The sequence below is a fragment of the Lysobacter sp. Root690 genome (assembly GCF_001427785.1).
Taxonomy (GTDB): Bacteria; Pseudomonadota; Gammaproteobacteria; order Xanthomonadales; family Xanthomonadaceae; genus Lysobacter.
The window spans coordinates 136,049-156,179 of record NZ_LMHM01000012.1 but is presented as its reverse complement, the minus strand read 5'-3'; the positions used below and the strand labels follow the sequence as shown (position 1 = coordinate 156,179).

Annotated in this window: 10 protein-coding genes and 1 pseudogene; 9 read left to right on the top strand and 2 right to left on the bottom strand. The window is 68.4% G+C overall.

Annotation, left to right across the window (positions count from 1 at the left end):
- The first annotated feature begins 108 nt into the window (after positions 1-108).
- From recC to ASD86_RS08485, 4 genes are all read left to right on the top strand, one after another.
- Positions 109-3,540, top strand: a complete 3,432-nt coding sequence (gene recC / locus ASD86_RS08500; protein ID WP_056109429.1) for an exodeoxyribonuclease V subunit gamma — start codon at positions 109-111, stop codon at positions 3,538-3,540.
- Positions 3,537-7,142 (top strand): exodeoxyribonuclease V subunit beta, encoded by a 3,606-nt coding sequence (recB, locus tag ASD86_RS08495; RefSeq protein WP_056109427.1) that lies wholly within the window; start codon positions 3,537-3,539, stop codon positions 7,140-7,142. The genes recC and recB overlap by 4 nt, the downstream gene beginning before the upstream one ends.
- Positions 7,139-8,983 (top strand): exodeoxyribonuclease V subunit alpha, encoded by a 1,845-nt coding sequence (gene recD, locus ASD86_RS08490; protein ID WP_082578191.1) that lies wholly within the window; start codon positions 7,139-7,141, stop codon positions 8,981-8,983. The genes recB and recD overlap by 4 nt, the downstream gene beginning before the upstream one ends.
- Before the next feature lie 179 nt (positions 8,984-9,162).
- Positions 9,163-9,966: a type I restriction enzyme HsdR N-terminal domain-containing protein gene (locus ASD86_RS08485; protein ID WP_082578190.1), complete on the top strand. Its 804-nt coding sequence runs from the start codon at positions 9,163-9,165 to the stop codon at positions 9,964-9,966.
- Between the two features lie 353 nt (positions 9,967-10,319).
- Here the strand turns inward: ASD86_RS08485 and ASD86_RS08480 are convergent.
- Positions 10,320-11,225: pseudogene (locus ASD86_RS08480) on the bottom strand (LysR family transcriptional regulator); the annotation flags it as partial.
- 545 nt (positions 11,226-11,770) lie between these two features.
- Between ASD86_RS08480 and ASD86_RS08475 the strand changes: the two are divergent.
- The 5 genes from ASD86_RS08475 to ASD86_RS08455 all read left to right on the top strand — a co-directional run bounded on the left by ASD86_RS08475 (position 11,771) and on the right by ASD86_RS08455 (position 19,119).
- Positions 11,771-12,052 carry a DUF2798 domain-containing protein gene (locus ASD86_RS08475; protein WP_162253635.1) on the top strand — a complete coding sequence of 94 codons (282 nt, stop codon included), beginning with the start codon at positions 11,771-11,773 and terminating at the stop codon, positions 12,050-12,052.
- Positions 12,049-13,023 carry an SDR family oxidoreductase gene (locus tag ASD86_RS08470; protein ID WP_056109423.1) on the top strand — a complete coding sequence of 325 codons (975 nt, stop codon included), beginning with the start codon at positions 12,049-12,051 and terminating at the stop codon, positions 13,021-13,023. Before ASD86_RS08475 ends, ASD86_RS08470 begins: the two co-directional genes overlap by 4 nt.
- Entirely contained in the window at positions 13,020-14,240 is a 1,221-nt protein-coding gene (locus ASD86_RS08465; protein WP_082578188.1) for an efflux RND transporter periplasmic adaptor subunit, read from the top strand. Before ASD86_RS08470 ends, ASD86_RS08465 begins: the two co-directional genes overlap by 4 nt.
- A 264-nt stretch (positions 14,241-14,504) precedes the next feature.
- Entirely contained in the window at positions 14,505-17,675 is a 3,171-nt protein-coding gene (locus ASD86_RS08460; RefSeq protein WP_056109422.1) for a multidrug efflux RND transporter permease subunit, read from the top strand.
- Positions 17,668-19,119 carry an efflux transporter outer membrane subunit gene (locus ASD86_RS08455; RefSeq protein ID WP_056109420.1) on the top strand — a complete coding sequence of 484 codons (1,452 nt, stop codon included), beginning with the start codon at positions 17,668-17,670 and terminating at the stop codon, positions 19,117-19,119. Before ASD86_RS08460 ends, ASD86_RS08455 begins: the two co-directional genes overlap by 8 nt.
- A 485-nt stretch (positions 19,120-19,604) precedes the next feature.
- Here the strand turns inward: ASD86_RS08455 and ASD86_RS08450 are convergent, their stop codons facing one another.
- Positions 19,605-20,033: a ketosteroid isomerase-related protein gene (locus ASD86_RS08450; protein ID WP_056109418.1), complete on the bottom strand. Its 429-nt coding sequence runs from the start codon at positions 20,031-20,033 to the stop codon at positions 19,605-19,607.
- Positions 20,034-20,131: the final 98 nt, after the last annotated feature.

Here is a 20,131-nt window from a genome sequence, read left to right as displayed (position 1 = left end):
TAAGTGGGGTGGGTGCGCGGTGGGGGATTCGCTTTTCGCTCTCAAGCCAAGCCCCAATCGCCACACCCTCTCCAGGCGTCCGCGCACCCATTCCGGCAAGATGGCGCAATGCCTGCGCGTCCCGATTTCCGTCTCTACCATTCCAATGCGCTGGACGTCCTCGCCGGTCTGCTGGCGCAGGAACTGCGCACGCCCGCGCCCGGGCAGGCACTGCTGACCCCCGACACCATCCTGATCCCGCAGGTCGCGATGCGCCGCTGGCTGCAGGCGACGCTGGCGCAGGCGTACGGGATCGCGGCCAATCTGGAATTCCTGACCCCCGGCGAATTCGTCCAGCGCGCGCTCGACGCCAACGAACCGGGCATCGATCCGGCCGAGCGCGACGACGATCTCGACGCCGCGGCGATGCGCTGGCGCCTGTATGGCGTGCTGTCGCAGCCGGCGCAGCTGCGCGAGCCGGCGCTGGCGCCGCTGCGCGCTTATTTGATCGGTAATGGCCTGGACGGCGACGACCCGATCAAGTCGTGGTCGCTGTCGGGCGAGCTGGCTTCGCTGTTCGAGAAGTACCAGGCCTGGCGCCGCGACTGGCTGCTGGCCTGGGACGCCGGCCGCGACCGCAACGATGCCCAGGCCGCGCTGTGGCGCCGCATCGCCGCCGGCCGCCGCTACCGCGCGCGGCGCATCGACGATTACCTGAGCCGCTTCAACGACGACGGCGGCGAGCACGGCCCGGCGCGGATCCCGCGCGGCCTGCCGTCGCGGCTGTTCGCCTTCGCCACCCTCAATGTCTCGCCCGACGTGCTGCGGGTGATCGCGACCCAGGCGATCGCCGGCACCCTGCATTTCTATCTGCCCACCCCAACGCGCAAGTACTGGGGCGACCTGGGCACTCTGGCCGAACGCCTGCGCCAGGGCGAGGACGCCGCGTTCGGCGAGGACGACAACCCGCTGCTGCAGGCCTGGGGCACGGCCGGACGCGACTTCATGGCGGTGCTCGGCGGCTACGAGGTGGTGCATCCCTCCGGCGAGATCGCCGCCTACGCCGACCCGGAAGACAGCCGCCACGACGACCCCTCGCGCGACACCCTGCTGCAACGCCTGCAACGCGACCTGCTGCACCGGCGCGCGCTGCCGGCGACGCCGTGGCGCGCGCAGGTCGATCGTCTCGACGCGAGCGTGCAGGTCCACGCCTGCCACACCCGCTTGCGCGAAGTGCAGGTGCTGCACGATCAGTTGCAGGGCCTGCTCGACCCGCAGTCCGAACAGGGCCGCCGTTTCGACCCGCCGCTGCAGCCGCGCGAGATCGCGGTGCTCGCGCCCGACATCGATCCGTACGCGCCGCACATCGCCGCGGTGTTCGGCGGCCTGGCCGGGCGGGCGGGTTTCATCCCGTATGCGTTGGCCGACGTCAGCCCGCTCGCGGCCGAGCCGCTGGCCGAAGTGTTCCTGCGCCTGCTCGCGCTGCCGGTGTCGCGCTTCGGCCTGGGCGAAGTGCTGGACCTGCTGGCGACGCCGGCGATCGCCGATCAGGCCGGGCTCGACGCCGCCGGCCTGGAGCGGCTGCGCCTGTGGCTCGGTCAGGCCGGCGCGCGCTGGGGCATCGACGCGGCCCATCGCAGCCGCCACGACGCGCCCGGCGACGACGCCTACACCTGGGCGTTCGCGCTCGATCGCCTGTTGATCGGCCACGCCGCCGGCGACGGCGAGGCCGCCGACAGCCTGGTCGCCGGGATCGCGCCGTACGCCGAACTCGAAGGCGCGTCGCTGGACGCGCTGGATGCCTTGATCCGTCTGCTGCGCGTGCTCGCGCGCTTCGAACGCGGCCTGGCCGGCGACCTGACCCCAGGGCAATGGGCCGATCGCCTGCTCGGCCTGCTGCGCGCGCTGTTGCCGGAACGCCCGCGCGACAACGCCGACCAGCGCACCCTCGAACGCCTGCGCAGCCTGATCGAACGTTTCGCCAGCGATGCCGACCACGCCGACTTCAACAGCACGGTGCCGCCGGAAGTGGTGCGCGCGCATTTCCGCGCGACCCTGGCCGAAGCCGACACCCGCGCGCCGCTGCTGACCGGCGGGGTCAGCTTCGGCCGGATGGTGCCGATGCGGCTGATTCCGTTCCGGGTGATCTGCCTGCTCGGCATGAACGACGGCGATTACCCGCGCCGCGACCCGGCCGGCGGCATGAACCGGCTCGCCGCCGAACTGGGCACCGCCGCGCGCCGTCACGGCGATCGTTCGCTGCGCGACGACGACCGTTTCTTGTTCCTGCAGTTGTTCGCCGCCGCGTCCGACGCGTTTTATCTGAGTTATCTCGGCGCCGATCCGCGCGACGGCAGCGCGCGCGAACCGTCGACCTTGGTGTCGGAGTTGCTGGATGTCGCCGCGCGCTATCACGCCGACCCGACGCACGCGCGCGGCGAGTTCGTGGTGCGCGAACCGCTGCAGCCGTTCGCGCCGGCCGCGTTCGGCGCCGATCCGGACGGCCGCGGCGGCGAGATCGATCCGCGCCGCTTCAGTTATCGCAGCGAATGGCGACCGGCCGCGGATGCCGGCGGCCACGGCCCGCGCCTGCAACTCGGCCCGTGGCTGGAAGATGCGTTGCCGCCGATGCCGGCCGAAATCAACGAACCCACGCTCGCCTATCAGGACTTGCGCGCGTTCCTGCGCGATCCGCCGAGCGCGTTCCTGCGCCAGCGCCTGGGCCTGCGCCTGCCCGACGAAGTCGAGAGCGGCGAAGACGTCGAACCGTTGGTGTTGCCGGGGCCGGGATTGATGCGCCAGCAATTGCAGCGCGCGGTGTTCGACGATCTGATCGCCGGTGACGGCCGGATCGATCGCGACCGCCTGCAGGCGAGTCTGCGCGCGCGCGCGTTGCTGCCGACCGGGCCGTTGGGACGGCGCCAGCTCGATGCCTTGCTCGGTCAGGTGCGGCCGTACGCGGATGCGTTCGCGCGTTGGCGCGACGGCGAAGGTGAAGCGCTGCCGTTCGAACTCGATCTGGGCGGCACCCAGTTGCGTGGCCGGCTCGACGATGTCTATGCGGGTGGCTTGGCGCGGCTGCGTTTCGACAGCCTGCACGGCCCCTCGCAGATCGCCCACGGCCTGGACTGGCTGGTGCTGTCGGCGCTCGGCGATCCGCGTCCGCTGGCGCAGTTCGCGCATACCAACGAAGGCCCTGGCCCGCATCTGCGCAATGCGTTGTCGCCGCGCGAGGCCAAGGCCGCGTTGCGCGCCTTGCTGCGTCTGCGCGATTACGGCCTGCGCATGCCGCTGCCGTTCCTACCGCGCGCGGGTTGGCTGTGGTACGAAGCCGCGGCGCAGGATCCGAACGCCTGGAACAAGGCCGGTTGGAACAAAGCCGAAGCGCAATGGCACGGCAGCGCGCGCAGCTGGGGCGAAGCGAGTTCGGCCGCGGTGCGGCTGGCGCTGCGCGGGCGCGATCCGTTTCTCGATCCCGATTCGGGCGAACAATTCCGCGACATCGCCAAGCTGGTGTTCGACGCGGTCGTGCATGGCCGCGACGAAGGCGGGCAGGCATGAGCGCCGTGCGCGATCCCTTCCTCGATCTGCCGCTCGACGGCCTGCGCCTGATCGAAGCCAGCGCCGGCACCGGCAAGACTTACACGTTGGCGACCTTGGTCACCCGCCTGGTGATCGAACGCGGCCTGCGCATCGGCGACATCCTCGCGGTGACCTTCACCGATGCGGCCACTCAGGAGCTGCGCGAACGCTTGCGTCGTCGTCTGCTGTTGGCCGCGCGCATCGCCGCCGACGATCCGGCTTTGATCGCCGCCGAAGACGACGGCGAACGCGCGATCACCCGCGAACTGGTGCGGGCGCAGGCCGACCGCGAAGGCGCCGCGGCCTTGCGCACGCGCCTGCAACGCGCCGCGCGCGAGATCGATCTGGCCGCGGTGGTCACCATTCACGGCTTCTGCGCGCGCGTGCTCGCCGAACACGCCTTGGAAACCGGTCAGCCGTTCGCCGCGCCGGAGATGATCGGCAGCGAACGCGAATTGATCGACGAGATCGCGGTCGACCTGTGGCGCGCGTTCGGCAACGACGCCGGCCAGGCCGAACTGCTGTCGCTGCAATGGCCCGCCGGGCCGCGCGCATTGGCGTCGGACCTGGGCGCGTTGATGCGCGCGCCTGTGTTGCTGCCGTCGGCGCCGGAACCCTCGCCCGATCCGTTGCCGGCGTTGCAGGACGCGGCCGAATCGCTACGGTTGGTGTACGAACAACACGGCGCGCGCGCGTTCGATGCGATCGAAGCGGCAATGGCGGCCAAGGTGCTCAACGGCCAGACCTGGCGCGCGACCTTGCCCGGACAACTGCGGCAAGCGCTGGACCGTTGGTGCGCGAACGGCGATCCGATCGAACCGATCGAGCCGCGTATCGATCGACTGACCCCGGCGGTGCTCGCCGAGAAAACCAACAAGGGCAAGCACGCGCAAACGCCGTCGTCGCCGTTGTTCCTGGCGGTCGAACGCTATCTCGAGGTCGCCGCGCAACGCGCGCAATGGCTGGCGCGGCAGGCGCTGCGTCTGGTCCACGACATCCGCGACGCCGGACGCGTGCGTCTGGCCGAACTCAAGCGGGTCCGGCGCGTGCAGAGCTTCGACGACTTGATCGCCGATGTCGCCTCGGCGCTCGACGGGCCGCACGGCGAAGCCTTGGCGCAGCGTCTGCGCGAGCAGTACGCGGTGGCGCTGGTCGACGAGTTCCAGGACACCGACGTGCGCCAGTGGCGGATCTTCGAACGCGTGTTCGGCGAAGCCACAGTGCTCGAAACGGGCCTGGGCGAACCCGCGCGCGCCGCCGGCCTGTTCCTGATCGGCGATCCGAAGCAGGCGATCTACGGCTTCCGCGGCGGCGACGTCCACACCTATCTGACGGCGGCGGCACTGGCCGAGGCCGCGCCGCCGCTGGATCACAACTTCCGTTCGCGGCCCAGCGTGCTGCGCGCGATCTCGGCGCTGTACGCGCAGGCCGGCGACACCGCCTTCGTCGATGCGCGCATCCGCTTTCGCGAAGTCGCGCCCGGCGGCGCGGTCGCCGACGCCGATCTGCAACGCGACGGCGCGATCGCACCGGCGTTGACGGTCCGGCGCCTGCCCGCGCCCGACGACGAACGCAAGAAACCCGAATGGAGCTCGCCCGAATCGCGCGAGCTGGCCGTACGCGCCTGCGTCGCGGCGATCCACGCCTGGCTGCGCGATGCGCGCGAAGGCCGCGCGAGCATCGACGGCCGCGCGCTGCAGCCGGGCGATATCGCGGTGCTGGTGCGCAGTCACGACGAAGCCGCGCGCATTCAGCAGGCGCTGATCGCCGCCGGCATCGCCGCGGTCGCGGCCGGCCGGCGCAGCCTGTTCGCGACCGAGCAGGCGATCGAATTGCTGACCGTGTTCGATGCGGTGCTGCATCCCGGCGACGGCGGGCGTCTGCGCGCGGCGTTGGCGACGGTGTTGATTGGCTTGGATGGGGAACGCATTGCGGCGTTGGGGTTGGATGAGGCGGAGCAGGCGGTTTGGCAAGCGCAGGCGCTGGTCTGGCGCGAGCGCTGGCAGCGGCATGGGCCGCTCGCGTTGGTCAGCGACCTGTGCGCCGAACACGCGCCGCGCCTGCTCGCGCTGGCCGATGGCGAACGCCGCCTGACCAATCTGCTGCAACTCGGCGAAACCCTGCAGGAAGCCGACACCCGTTCGCTCGGCCTGCACGGCCTGCGCGATTGGCTGCATCTGCGCATCGCCGAAGCCGACGACAGCGACGAAAAGCAGCAGCTGCGCCTGGAATCCGATGCGCGACGAGTGCAGATTTTGACCCTGCACAAAAGCAAGGGCCTGGAGTTCGCGCTGGTGTTCCTGCCGTTCGTCGCGATCGGGCGCGAGCCGCGCGGCGGCCGATTGTGCGAATACCCCGATCCGCTGCACGGCCGCGTGCTGCAGGTGCAGAGCGAGGTGTTCGATCCGAACGCACCCGATTGGGACAGCGCGCGCGAACGCGCCGCGGTCGAAGCGCGCTCGGAGGACGCGCGCCTGCTCTACGTCGGCCTGACCCGCGCGCGCCATGCCTTGTGGTTGGCGAGCGGGCCGCTGTATCTCGCGCAAGCCTCGCCGTTGCAGTCGATGCTGGCCGATGCCGACGCGCTCGCGCGCGAACTTCCCGGCGAGGTCGTCATCGACGACGCGCCGCTCGAACACGCGCCCGCGCCGCTGCCGCCGCCCGCGGCCGGCACGGTGCCGCCGGCGCGTCGCGCGCGTCACAGCGTGCCGCGCGACTGGTGGGTCTACAGCTTCACCCAGTTGACCAACGAGGACGACGGCGCCGGCCAGGGCGCGCTGGTCGCCGACGAGCGCGGCGCCGAAGACGAGCCCGATATCGCCGCCGTGTTGCTCACGCCCGGCGATGCGCGCTACTCCGGCAGCCGCTTCGGCAACGTCGTGCATACCGCGCTGGAACGCGTGGATTTCGGCGCGTGGCGCGACTGGACCGCCGATGCGCCCGCGCCCGACGGCGAGGCCGCGTGGCTGGCCTCGGCGCTGCGCGGCGAGGGTTATACCGACGCCGACATCGACGACGGCATGCCGCTGCTGACGTCGCTGGTCGGCCTGACCCTCACCGCCGCGTTGCCCGAAGGCACGCGCCTGTGCGAACTGCCCGAACGCGAGCGGCGCAGCGAGATGGAATTCCACTTCGCCCTGGAATCGGTACCGGTCGATCGCTTGCTCGCGACCCTGCACGCGCACGGTTGGCTGCGCGAACGCCAGGCCTTCGGCCTGCGTCGCCGCCTCGAGGGTCTGATGACCGGCAAGATCGACTTGGTCTACGCCTTCGAAGGCCGCTACTACGTGCTCGACTACAAGACCAACCGCCTGCCGTCCTACGATGCGATCCAGGTCGACCGCGCGATGAGCGAAAGCGAGTACACCCTGCAATCGCTGATCTACACCGTCGCGCTGCACCGCTGGCTGCGTTTCCGCCTCGGCGACGACTACGACTACGCGCGCGATTTCGGCGGCGTGCGTTATCTGTTCTGCCGCGGCCTCGACCCGGCCGATCCCGATGCCGGCCTGTACGCGCATCAACCCGCGCGCGAACTGGTCGACGCGGTCGATGCCTTGTTCGCCGGAGGCACGGCATGAGCCTGCTCGAAGCGCTGCATCGCGAAGGCAGCCTGCGCACGGTCGACCATGCGTTCGCGCAGGCGCTGCGCCGGCTCGATCGCGACACGCCCGACGCGGTGCTCGCCGCCGCCGCGCTGGCCTCGCAGGCGATCGCGCGCGGCCACGCCGCGTTCGATCCGCGCAGCCCGCAGTGGCTCAGCGAAGCGACTACCGACTGGCCCGATCCGGAGCAATGGCTCGCGCTGCTCGCCGATTCGCGCTGGGTCGCCACACCCGCGCCCGGTATCGCCGCGAGCGCGCATGCGCCATTGGTGCTCGAACGCGGCCTGCTGTATCTGCGTCGCTATCGCGAGTACGAACGCCGCCTCGCCGACGGTCTGCGTCGCATCGCCGCGTTCGCGCCGCCGCCGACCGATCTGGCGGCATTGGCGCCGTTGTTCGCGATCCTGTTTCCGAACGCGCGCGGCGACGACCGGCAAGCGCGCGCTGCCGCATTAGCGCTGCTGCAGTCGCTGCTGCTCGCCACCGGCGGCCCCGGCACCGGCAAGACCACCACGATCGCGCGGGTGCTGTTGTTGTTGATCGCGCAGGCGCGCCTCGATGGCGTCAGCGCGCCGCGCATCGCGCTGGCCGCGCCGACCGGTCGCGCCGCCGAACGCATGGCCGAAAGCCTGCGCGCGGCCGCGCTGCGATTGAGCGCGGTGGACGGCATCGACCCGAGCCTGTGCGAGGCGCTGCCGAATCAGGCCAGCACCCTGCATCGCCTGCTCGGCAGCGTGCCCGACAGCCCGCGCTTCCGTCACGACGCGCGCAATCCGCTGGCGTTCGACGTGATCGTGGTCGACGAAGCCTCGATGGTCGACCTGCCGCTGATGTGCAAATTGGTCGAGGCGGTGCCGGCCGGCGCGCGCCTGATCCTGCTCGGCGATCGCGATCAGCTGCCGTCGGTCGAGGCCGGCGACGTGCTCGCCGCGATCGTCGATGCGGCCGGCGACGACGACGGTCTGCCCGCGGCCTTGGCCGAATCCTTGCAGCCGCTGCTCGGCGAGATCGCGATCCAGGCCGATCCGGCACCGCTGAGCGCGTACCGCGTGCATCTGCGCCGCGGCTACCGTCAGGCCGAAAGCCTGGAGCTCGCGCCGCTCGCCGAAGCGACCCGCGCCGGCGACGCCGACACCGTGCTCGCGTTGCTGCGCGGCGGCGAATTGGCCGGCGTGCAATTCCACGAAGACGTACACGACCCCCTGGCCGGCGCCGGCCGCGACCGGCTGCTGCCGGCGTGGCGCGCGCTGGCCGCGATCGACGATCCGTTCGAAGCGCTGCAGGCTGCGGCGCGCCTGCGCCTGCTGACCGCTTTGCGCGACGGCGGCCAGGGCGCGGCGCCGTTGAACGCGCGCATCGAGGAAGCGCTGGCCGGCGCGCATCGTCCGGCGTATTTCCATGGTCGCCTGCTGCTGATCACCGAAAACAGCTACCGCCACGGCCTGTTCAACGGCGACATCGGCATCTGCCTGCGACCGCGCGACGCCGACGGCCGCGAACTGCCCAACGCGACGACCGTCGCCTGGTTCGCCGGCGGCAGCGAAGGCGTGCGCCCCTTCCATCCCTCGGCCTTGCCCGCGCACAGCGGCGCCTTCGCGATGACCGTGCACAAGGCGCAGGGCTCGGAGTTCGACGCGGTCTGGTTGCAACTGCCGCGCCAGGACGCGCGCCACCTGTCGCGCGAACTGCTCTACACCGGCATGACCCGCGCCCGCCGCGAGCTGCATATCGCCGGCAGCGAGGCAGTGCTGCGGTTGGCGCTGTCGCGGCATGCGGCGCGGGTGTCGGGGTTGTCGTGGCGGTTGGCGGAGCGATAGCGACGGTGGTTGCGCAATAGACCGACAGGGCGCATACAACCGCGCTCGGGGCTAAGATCAGACACGTCGGCCGCCGTAGGCTGACAAATGAATTGAATGGGCGGAGCGCTATACAACGCGGCGGTCGCGGATTCGGAGGCTGCCATGCAATGGGATGCACACATCACAAGGGGTGAAAAATGGCAGCAATTCCGAAGAAGGTTTCAGAGCGACTGATCGCGGGCCTGAAGCGATATCAGCCCATTCTTTCAGCGGCGAAGGCGCGCGATGTTGGCGAAGCCGATACGGTAACCATCATCAAGGACATGTTGGCGGACGTTTTCGGATACGACAAATACTCGGATGTCACTTCCGAGCATTCGATTCGCGGCACGTTCTGCGATCTCGCCATAAAGATAGACAACCAGCTTCAAACGCTGATTGAAGTCAAGGCGATTGGTCTTGAGTTGAAGGACCAGCACGTCAAGCAGGCCATCGACTACGCCGCTAATCAGGGCGTGGATTGGGTGCTGCTTACCAACGGCATCACCTGGCGCGTGTATCACTTGGTCTTCGCCAAGCCTATCGATCAGGAACTGGTGCTCGAGATCGACTTTTGCGGGCTGAGTCCGCGTCTGGAAAGCGATATCGAACTTCTGTACCTGTGGTGCAAGGAGGGCTGGCAGCGCTCGATGCTGGGCGAATACCACATTCAGAAGCAGGCGCTTTCACGGTTCTTCGTAGGAGCGATGCTCCAGACCGATGCGGTGATCGATGTCGTTCGGCGCGAACTCAGGCGTGTGTCGCCGGATGTTCGTATCGACAGCGATCAGATCAGGGATGTACTGATCAAAGAGGTGATCAAGCGCGAGGTGATGGAAGGCGAAAAGGCGGATGAAGCCCGAAAGAAGATCATGAAGGCCGCGAACAAGGCGTTGCGTGCCACCCCGGCCAAGCCCGCAAAGGGCAAGAGTGCCGCCGAGGATCAGCCGACTTCGGATTGATTGGTTGTGTGTCGAATGCTTGCGGGCGGTTCGCTCCGTCCTTTGCAAGGACGGAGCGAAAACCCTCGACGGCCCACTGCATGCGTCGAGGCGATTGATTACACCAACGCCGCATCCTCATCACTGTGCGTATCGTCCTTACGTTCGACTTCTTCGCCACGCTTGCCCACGCGCGCGGTCGTCTTCGTCGCGCGCTTGTCGACCGCCTCGGTGATCGCCTCGATCGCTTCGACCACCGGTACCGCGATGGTGCGCGGTTCGCTGGCCGCTTCCTTGGCCAGGCCGTGGGCCATCGCCGCTTCGGCTTCTTCGGAGGCCTTGCGGAAGCGCTTGGCGTCCGGGCACAGCACCTGCATGTAATCGGCGTCGAAGTTCAGGCGTTCGACCAAAAAGTCGACGAATGCGCGCACCTTCGGTGATTGCACCTGTCCGCGCGGGAACACCGCGTTGAATTCGTACTCCGGACCGGTCCAGCCCGCGAGCACGCGCTGCACGTAGCCTTGCTCGGCGAAAGCCTTGACGGTGACATCGGCCGCCAGCATCAGCGCTTCGCCGCACAGCAGGGCGCCGCGCAGCGGGCCGGGGTCGTTGGCGACCATGACCGGGTCGATGACGTAGTCGACGTTGCGTTCGCCGTCGCTGAGCGTCCACACGTATTCGTTGTTGCGCCGCGACTTGGGCATTGCCAGGGTGCGGTGATGGCGCAGGTCGTCGGGGTGCAGCGGTTCGCCGTGACGCGCGAGGTAGTTCGGGCTGGCGTAGATCTGGGTGCGGAAGATCGCCAGCCGGCGCGCGACCAGGTTGGAGTCGGGCAGGTCGCCCACGCGCAGGGCGACGTCGATGCCCTTGTCGATCATGTCGACGGTTTCGTTGCTCAGGTTCATCTCCACCCGCACCTCCGGATGGCGCGCGTGGAATTCGCCGAGCAGCGGCGCGATCCAGGTGATGCCGACCGAGTACGGCGCGGTGATGCGCAGCCAGCCGCGCGGGCCGCCCTGCAACTGGCCGACCGCGCTTTCGGCCTCGGCCAGTTCGCGGGCGATGCGCTGGCAATGCTCGAAATACAGGTTGCCGGCCTCGGTCAGGCCGAGCTTGCGGGTCGTGCGATGCAGCAGCTGCGCGCCCAGGCGGGTTTCCAGTTCCTGCACCTTGCGGCTGACCGTGGTCTTGGGCAGGCGCAGCGCGCGCGCGGCGGAAATGAAGCTGCCGGCTTCGACCACCTTCACGAAGATCAGGGTGTCGTTGAGATCGTGAGCCATGGGGAATGGCCTCCTAGGTAGAGATCGAAACGGAGCGGCGCGAGTCGGGGACGGCTGCGGAGGTTCGCTTCGAAGGCGGAACGAAAGTGAGGGTCGAGTGCGGGGACGGCGGAGCGGAAGCGGTGTACGGCGGCGGCAAGCCAGTGAGTCGGTAAGCGAGAGCAGGGAGCAGATAGGGGAATGCGGATATCGCGCCGGCGGTTCCGCCGGTTCAATGCATGGCGATGGATCGCTGTCCGTGGCGTGGCGCCTGCCGGTTCCGACCGGTCGGGTGTTGGGTGACGCGTGTCATCGGTGTCCGCTGATCCCGGCCACTGCCGCCGCGGCCGGCGCGGGCCGACAGTAAGGCGGTCGATGGTATCGATGGCTCTTGATCGCCCCGGTTTCCTTCTCGATCCCTCTTGGTCTAGGGGGGCGTGCCGGGGCTTTCAAGGGGGTGATCGGGATATTGGACCGTTGCCGGGACAATTATTCCCTTAATCCATGGCTAATCAAGTCCTGTTCCCATCTCTACTCTGTGCCGCAGATCGATGGAGTCCCCCGCCATGTTGAGCCCCCGCCAAGCCCGTTTCGCCTTTTTACCTTTGATGCTGGTGGCCATGTCCGCCCTGATCGGGCTGGCCGTGGTCGTTTTCCGACAGGGCCTTTCCCAGGGCCCGGAAGAAGCCTGGATGCTGGCCTGGGTGCTGGCCTTCACCATCGCCCTGCCGGCGGCGATGCTGCTGATGCCGGCGATCAGCGCCGTGCTCGCGCATTACACCCGGGATGACAAGCGTCACGCGATCATCCCGCGAGTGGGAGAAAAAGTCCCAGGAGCGGGACAATGAAAGCTCCACTGGTTGTACTCGGTGCCACCGGCGGCGTCGGCCGCGGGGTCGTGCAGGCCGCGATCGACAGCGGCCGCCCGGTCATCGCGGTCGCCCGTCAGAGCAGCGAACTCAAGGCGCTCAAGGCCGGCTACCCCCACGCCGACCTGACCACGATCGCAGGCTCGGTCAGCAGCGACGCCGCCGGCGCCAAGCTCGCGCGCGCCCTGCGCAAGCTCGACCGCCCGCTGGCCGGCGTGGTCGCCGCGGTCTGCGGCGGCGCCGAGCGCGGCCGCCTGCTCGACAACCCGGCCGACTTCCTGCGCCGCAAGCTCGACGAGGATCTCCTCCCCCACCTCGCCGCGGCTCGCCACCTGTTGCCCTTGCTGGCCGAATACGACCGTGGCGGCACTTACGTGCTGATCGGCGGTCCCGGCAGCGAGCACCCGTGGGCCGGTTACGGACACCGCTCGATCGGCGCGGCCGCGTTGCGCATGCTCGCGCGCGTGCTGCACGACGAAGCGCGTCAGCTGGCCGTGCGCGTGCAGCTGCTCGCGGTCGACTCGCCGGTGTGCACCGAGTTCAACCAACGCCATTCCTGCCCCGAATGGCCCAGCGCGCTGTCGGTCGGCCAGCGCGTGATGGCGCTGATCGATCACGAAGTCAGCGGCGAGCTGCCGCGCGCGATCGTGCCGTACGCGCTGCGCCAGCCTCCACCGGAACTGCCGCCACGCAGCGCCGCGCGGCTCCCCCCTTCGCCCGCCAGCGCCACCGCCAGCCCGCCCCGCCTCGCCACCGATTCGTATTCCACCACTACCAGCCGCACCAGCACCCCCAAGACGATCACGGCCACAACGGCTTCCAGCGATGCGTGTCCGCAAGATCCGGGCAGCCCCGCCGACGAAAAAACGCAACGCTGTCTGCAGGACGCGCGCGCATTGCTCAAGTCGTTGACCTCGAATAATCCCAAACAGGAACCCACCCCCCGATGAGCACTCGCAACTCTCCCGCCCGCTCCGGCCGACCCGGCCTCGGGCTCTCGCTGCTCGCGTTGACCGCGAGCGTCGTCATCGCCCTGGCCGCCGTCGGTTGCGGCAGCCAGGCCGCCACCCCCGAAGGCGGCGCGCCGCCGCCGCCGGAAGTCAGCGTCGCCCAGGTGCTGACCAAGCAGGTGCGTCAGTGGGACGACTTCACCGGCCGCGTCAGCGCGGTGGAATCGGTCGAACTGCGCGCCCGCGTCAGCGGCTACGTCGATCGCGTCGCGTTCAAGGAAGGCCAGGAGGTCAAGAAGGGCGACCTGCTGTTCGTGATCGATCCGCGCCGTTACCGCGCCGAGCTCAACCGCGCGCAGGCCCAGCTGGAACAGGCGCGCGCCGAAGCGCGTCTGGCCCAGACCCAGGACAAGCGCGCGCAGACCCTGGTCGAGGCCAAGGCGATCTCGCGCGAAGAAGCCGAAACCCGCCGCGCCGCCACCACTCAGGGCGACGCCGCGGTGCGCGCGGCCGAAGCCGCTGTCGCCTCGGCGCAGCTGGATCTGACCTTCAGCGAAGTGCGTTCGCCGATCGACGGCCGCGCCGGCCGCGCGATGGTCACCGTCGGCAATCTCGCCACCGCCGACACCACCGTGCTGACCTCGGTGGTGTCGCAGAACCCGATGTACGTCTACTTCGAAAGCGACGAACAGACCTACCTGCGTTACAACGAACTGGCGCGCAAGGGCCAGCGCGAGGGCAACAAGAACCCGGTCCGCATCGGCCTGGCCAGCGAAACCGGCTACCCGCACGAGGGCACGGTCGACTTCACCGACAACCAGGTCGATCCGACCACCGGCACCATCCGCGCCCGCGCGGTGGTCGACAACGCCGATCGCATCTTCACCCAGGGCCTGTTCGCGCGCGTGCAGCTCGAGGGCAGCGCCGAGTTCAAGGCCATGCTGGTCGATGACAAGGCGGTGCTGACCGATCAGGACCGCAAGTACGTCTACGTGCTCGGCCCGAAGAACGCGGCGGTGCGCAAGGACGTGGTGCTCGGCCGCATGATCCAGGGCCTGCGCGTGGTCGAATCGGGCCTGGCGCCGACCGACAAGGTCATCGTCCACGGCGTGCAGAAGGTGTTCTTCCCGGGCATGCCGGTGTCGCCCAAGACCATCGCCATGGGCGCCGCGGCACCGTTGCCGGCGGCGCCGGGCGCGGCGGCCGGGGCTTTGTAACCACCGATGACGGACGCGCCGCGGCTTGAACGCCGCGGCGACGCTCGAACAGCAAGAAACCGCGAAGCCCCACCCCGTCATTCCCGCGAACGCGGGAATCCAGGGACTTTCGGGCGAGAACGTTTGAAGTCTCTGGATTGCCGCGTTCGCGGGAATGACGAGCCAAAAGCAAACGCACTCACAAGGTTTCCGTAATCAAGGCCTGCGTCCCCACGGCGCAGGCCGGGGACTCATGCGGCCAAACACCGCACCAAGGAATCCGTCATGGACTTTTCCAAATTTTTCATTGATCGACCGATCTTCGCGGCGGTGCTGTCGATCGTGATCTTCGCCGCCGGCCTGATCGCGATACCGATCCTGCCGATCAGCGAATATCCCGAAGTCATCCCGCCCTCGGTGATGGTGCGCACGGTGTACCCGGGCGCCAACCCGAAGGTCATCGCCGAAACCGTCGCCACGCCGCTTGAAGAAGCGATCAACGGCGTCGAAGACATGATGTACATCAAGTCGGTCGCCGGTTCCGACGGCGTGCTGGCGATCACCGTCACCTTCCGCCCGGGCACCGATCCGGACGACGCGGCGGTGCGCGTGCAGAACCGGGTCAGCCAGGCGCTGGCGCGACTGCCCGAGGACGTGCGACGGCAAGGCGTGACCACCCAGAAGCAGTCGCCTGTGTTCCTGATGGTGGTGCATCTGACCTCGCCCAACGGCAAGTACGACACCTTGTACCTGCGCAACTACGCGCGACTGCACGTCAAGGATCAGCTCGCGCGCCTGTCGGGCGTCGGCGATGCGCAGATCTTCGGCGGCGGCGATTACGCGATGCGCGTGTGGCTGGATCCGGACAAGGTCGCCTCGCGCGGCCTGACCGCCGGCGACGTGCTGCGCGCCATGCGCGAGCAGAACGTGCAGGTCTCGGCCGGTCAGCTCGGCGCAGAGCCGATGCCCAACAGCGAGTTCCTGACCCTGATCAACGCCAAGGGCCGCCTGCAGAGCGAAGAAGAGTTCGCCAACATCGTGGTCAAGAGCGGCGAAGGCGGCGAGATCGTTCGTCTGTCCGATGTCGCGCGTCTGGAACTGGGCGCCGGCGACTACAGCCTGCGTTCGCAGCTCGACGGCAAGAACGCGGTCGGTATCGGTATCTTCCAGTCGCCCGGCGCCAACGCGCTGGACATCCAGGAACAGGTGATCGCCAACATGGATCGCCTGTCCAAGAGCTTCCCGGAAGGCATCAAGTACGAGGCGGTCTACGACACGACCATCTTCGTGCGCGACTCGATCAAGGCGGTGGTCACCACCCTGCTCGAAGCGATCCTGCTGGTGGTGCTGGTGGTTATCCTGTTCCTGCAGACTTGGCGCGCGTCGATCATTCCCCTGATCGCGGTTCCGGTCTCGATCGTCGGTACGTTCTCCGCGTTGTATCTGCTCGGTTTCTCGATCAACACCTTGAGCCTGTTCGGCCTGGTGCTGGCGATCGGCATCGTCGTCGACGACGCGATCGTGGTGGTGGAGAACGTCGAGCGCAACATCGAAGAAGGCCTGAGCCCGCTGGAAGCGGCGCACCAGGCGATGAAGGAAGTGTCCGGCCCGATCGTCGCGATCGCGCTGGTGTTGTGCGCGGTGTTCGTGCCGATGGCGTTCCTGTCGGGCGTGACCGGCCAGTTCTACAAGCAGTTCGCGGTGACGATCGCCATCTCCACGGTGATCTCGGCCATCAACTCGCTGACCCTGTCGCCGGCCCTGGCCGCGCTTCTGCTCAAGCCGCACGGTGCGCCGAAGGATGCGCCGACGCGTCTGATCGATCGCTTGTTCGGCTGGCTGTTCCGTCCGTTCAACCGCTTCTTCGCCTCCAGCTCCGAGAAGTACCAGCGTTCGATCTCGGGCATCCTCGGCAAGCGCGGCGCGGTGTTCGTGGTGTACGCGGTGCTGTTGGTCGCCACCGGCTTCATGTTCAAGATCGTGCCGGCCGGCTTCATCCCGTTGCAGGACAAGTTGTATCTGATCGCCGCGGTGAAGTTGCCGGAAGGTTCGTCCATCGCCCGCACCGACGTGCTGCTCAAGAAGGTCACCGACATCGCCGGCAAGATCGACGGCGTGCAGAACACCATGGCCTTCCCTGGCTTGAACGCGGTGCAGTTCACCAACACGCCCAACACCGGCGTGGCGTTCCTGCCGCTCAAGCCGTTCAGTCAGCGTAGCCGCAGCGCGGTGGAAATCACCGCCGAGCTCAACCAGAAGATCGGTGGCTTCCAGGAAGGCTTCACCTTCGCGCTGATGCCGCCGCCGATTCTCGGCCTGGGCAACGGCGCGGGCTATCAGATGTTCATCGAAGACCGCAGCAATCTGGGTTACGGCGCGCTGCAGAACGCGGTGAGTGCGTTCCAGGGCACGGTCATGCAGACCCCGGGCATGGGCTACGCGAACAGCACCTATCAGGCCAACGTGCCGCAGCTCGACGCCGAAGTCGACCGGGTCAAGGCCAAGGCGCAGGGCGTGCCGCTGACCGAGTTGTTCGACACCCTGCAGACCTACCTGGGTTCGGCCTACGTCAACGACTTCAACCAGTTCGGCCGTACCTGGCAGGTGATCGCCCAGGCCGACGGTTCGTTCCGCGACAGCGTCGAGGACATCGGCAACCTGCGTACCCGCAACGAACGCGGCGAGATGGTGCCGATCGGCTCGATGGTCAGCATCAAGCAGACCTTCGGTCCCGACCCGGTACTGCGTTACAACGGCTATCCGGCCGCCGACATCGCCGGCGACGTCGATCCGCGCGTGATGTCCTCGGCTCAGGCCATGGACGTGGTCAGGGACGTGGCCAGCAAGGTGCTGCCGCACGGCATGGAAATCGAATGGACCGACCTGAGCTATCAGCAGGACAGCCAGGGCAATGCCGCGTTGATCGTGTTCCCGCTCGCCATCCTGCTCGCGTTCCTGGTGCTGGCGGCGCTGTACGAAAGCTGGACCTTGCCGCTGGCGGTGATCCTGATCGTGCCGATGTGCATGCTGTCGGCGTTGATCGGCGTCAAGCTGACCGGTGGCGACAACAACGTGTTCGTGCAGGTCGGCCTGGTGGTGCTGATGGGCCTGGCGTGTAAGAACGCCATCCTGATCGTCGAGTTCGCCCGCGAACTGGAACTGCAGGGCAAGGGCATCGTCGAAGCCGCGCTGGAATCGTGCCGCCTGCGTCTGCGTCCGATCGTGATGACCTCGATCGCCTTCATCGCGGGCACCGTGCCGCTGGTGCTGTCGCACGGCGCCGGCGCGGAAATCCGCTCGGTCACCGGCATCACCGTGTTCGCCGGCATGTTGGGCGTGACCTTGTTCGGTCTGTTCCTGACCCCGGTGTTCTACGTCGCCCTGCGCAAGATGGCCGGCAACAAGCTGGTCTCGCACGGCGACCACCACAACGCTACGGAGAAAGTCCATGCGTAATTTCAAACTCCCCGCGATCGCCGTGCTGACCCTCGCACTGGCCGCCTGCGCCGTCGGTCCGGACTATGTCCGGCCGACCCTGGCCACGCCGGACGCGTTCGCCCGCGCCGACGCGCAGGCGGGCACCGACGGCACCGCCGCGCCCGAACCCGGCGCCGAGTTCTGGCGCGGGTTCAACGATCCGCTGCTGACCCGGCTGGTGGAGGAATCGCTGACCGCCAACCACGACCTGCGCATCGCCCTGGCCAACTACGACCGCGCCAACGCGCTGTTGCGCGGCGCCAAGTTCGATCGTTTCCCGACCATCACCGGCAGCGCGAGCGGCAGCGAATCGCGTTCGAGCTCCGACCAGATGCCGGGCGTGTCCAACAACGGCCGCGACAACGAAAGCTACAGCGCGCAGGCCAACGTGAGCTGGGAACTCGATCTGTTCGGCCGCGTGCGCCGCAACGTCGAGTCCGAGCGCGCCGAAACCTGGGCCAGCGCGGCCGATCTGCAGGCGATGCAGGTATCGATCGTCGGCGAAGTGGCGCGCAGCTATGTCGAGCTGCGCGGCCTGCAGGAACGCCTGCGGGTCGCGCGCGAGAACGCCGAGAACCAGACCGAGACCCTGCGTCTGGTGCAGGCGCGCTTCGACGCCGGCCGCGGCACCGAGTTCGACACCTCGCGTGCGCGTGCGCAGCTCGAGGCGACCTTGGCGCGCGTGCCCAACCTGGAAGCGCAGGTCGCGGTCACCCAGCATCGCCTCGCGGTGCTGACCGGGCAGACGCCCGACGCGCTGATCGCCGAACTCGATCAGACGGTGGCGTTGCCGTCGCTGCCGCAACGCCTCGACGCCGCCACCCCGGGCGAACTGCTGCGCCGTCGCCCCGACGTCGCCGCGGCCGAGCACCGCCTGCACGCGGCCACCGCGCGCATCGGCGTGGCCACCGCCGATCTGTTCCCGCGCTTCACCCTGAGCGGCCTGATCGGTTCGCAGGCGATCGACACCAGCGCCTTGTTCGAACGCGCCAGCGAAACCCGCCTGGTCGCGCTCGGCATCGACTGGTCGTTCCTCGACATCGGCCGGGTGCGTTCGCGCATCAAGGCGGCCGATGCGAGCGCCGAAGGCGAACTGGCGCGCTATCAGCAGAGCGTGTTGCTGGCGCTGGAAGACACCGAGAACGCGCTGGTGCGTTATGCCCGCGCGCGGGTCGAGGACCAGCACCTGGAACGCGCCTCGCAGGACAGCCTGAAGGCCGCGAAGCTCGCGCGCGTGCGCTACGAGGCCGGCGCCGCCGACCTGTTCGAAGTGCTCGACGCCGAACGCACCCAACTGCAGGCGCAGGACGCCTTCGCCGACGGCCGAACCCGCAGCGTCACCGGCGCGATCGCGCTGTACAAGGCGATGGCCGGCGGCTGGCCGGACCGCGAACCGGTGCGGGAGGGCGTGGCGCGTAACTAGTCGGGATTAGAGATTCGGGATTCGGGATTCGACAAAGCGACTGCGTCGCATCACTTTGCTCTGACCAATTCCGAATCCCAACTCCCGAATCCCAGCCTCTTATTGACCGACGACCCACGGGCACGGCGACGCTCGCTCCCCCTCTCTTTCGCCGTGACCGTCGTCGGTCCTTTTCATTGCAATCGAAGTGCGCGAGGCGGTGCGGAAGGTTGGAGATGCGCGGTCGCCCTCGGCGACTCGGATGTCCGCATCGCACCGCGCTGTCCCCGCGGCTTCACCCCCACCCGACGGACCGGTCGCGAAGCCATCGCGGCGTGGTACTGGGTTCCGCTGCCTGCGGACCGTCGGATGCGCGACCTGGTAGCGCGCATCCGGCGGCAGGCCGAACGGCCGGCCCGTCGGTTTTTCTTGTGGCATGGGCGCTGTTCGCCGTTACAGGCGAACAGCCAATCCCCACGTCTGTCGCTGGTTCCCTCGCCTTCAGCTCAAACGCCGACCTGAGCCACCCAATGCTCAAGGTTGTAGTAATTGGTCACCCGCTGGATCTTGCCGTCGCGAATCTCGAAGAACGCCCCACCGGGCAATTCATAGCGCTGACCGCGCGCTTCCGGCAGCCCGGCGTCGGTGACCAGGTACTCGCCATGCACCACATACTCCGCCGCCGCGCGCGTTCCGTCGGGCGACACCATCACCACGATGTCGCGCAGCTGTTCGCGGTAATGCCGCGCCATGCGTTGCAGGAACGCCGCGAACGCCTCCGCGCCGGTTTCGCGCGCGCCCTGGTTGAGATCGTGGACGACCTGCAGGCCGAGCGTGGCGAGCATGCCGTCCCAATCGGCGCGGTTGAATGCGGCGTAGTAGGACAGCACCAGTTCGGTGGCGCGGTCATGGCTGCGGGTGCCGTCGATCTTCATGGGCGGGGTCCTGCGGGATGGGGCGGGGCGGGGACATGATGGCGCATTCGGGTGGCGGCGAGAATGTCGTCGGCGTTGGTTCAAATTGATGCGGGCGC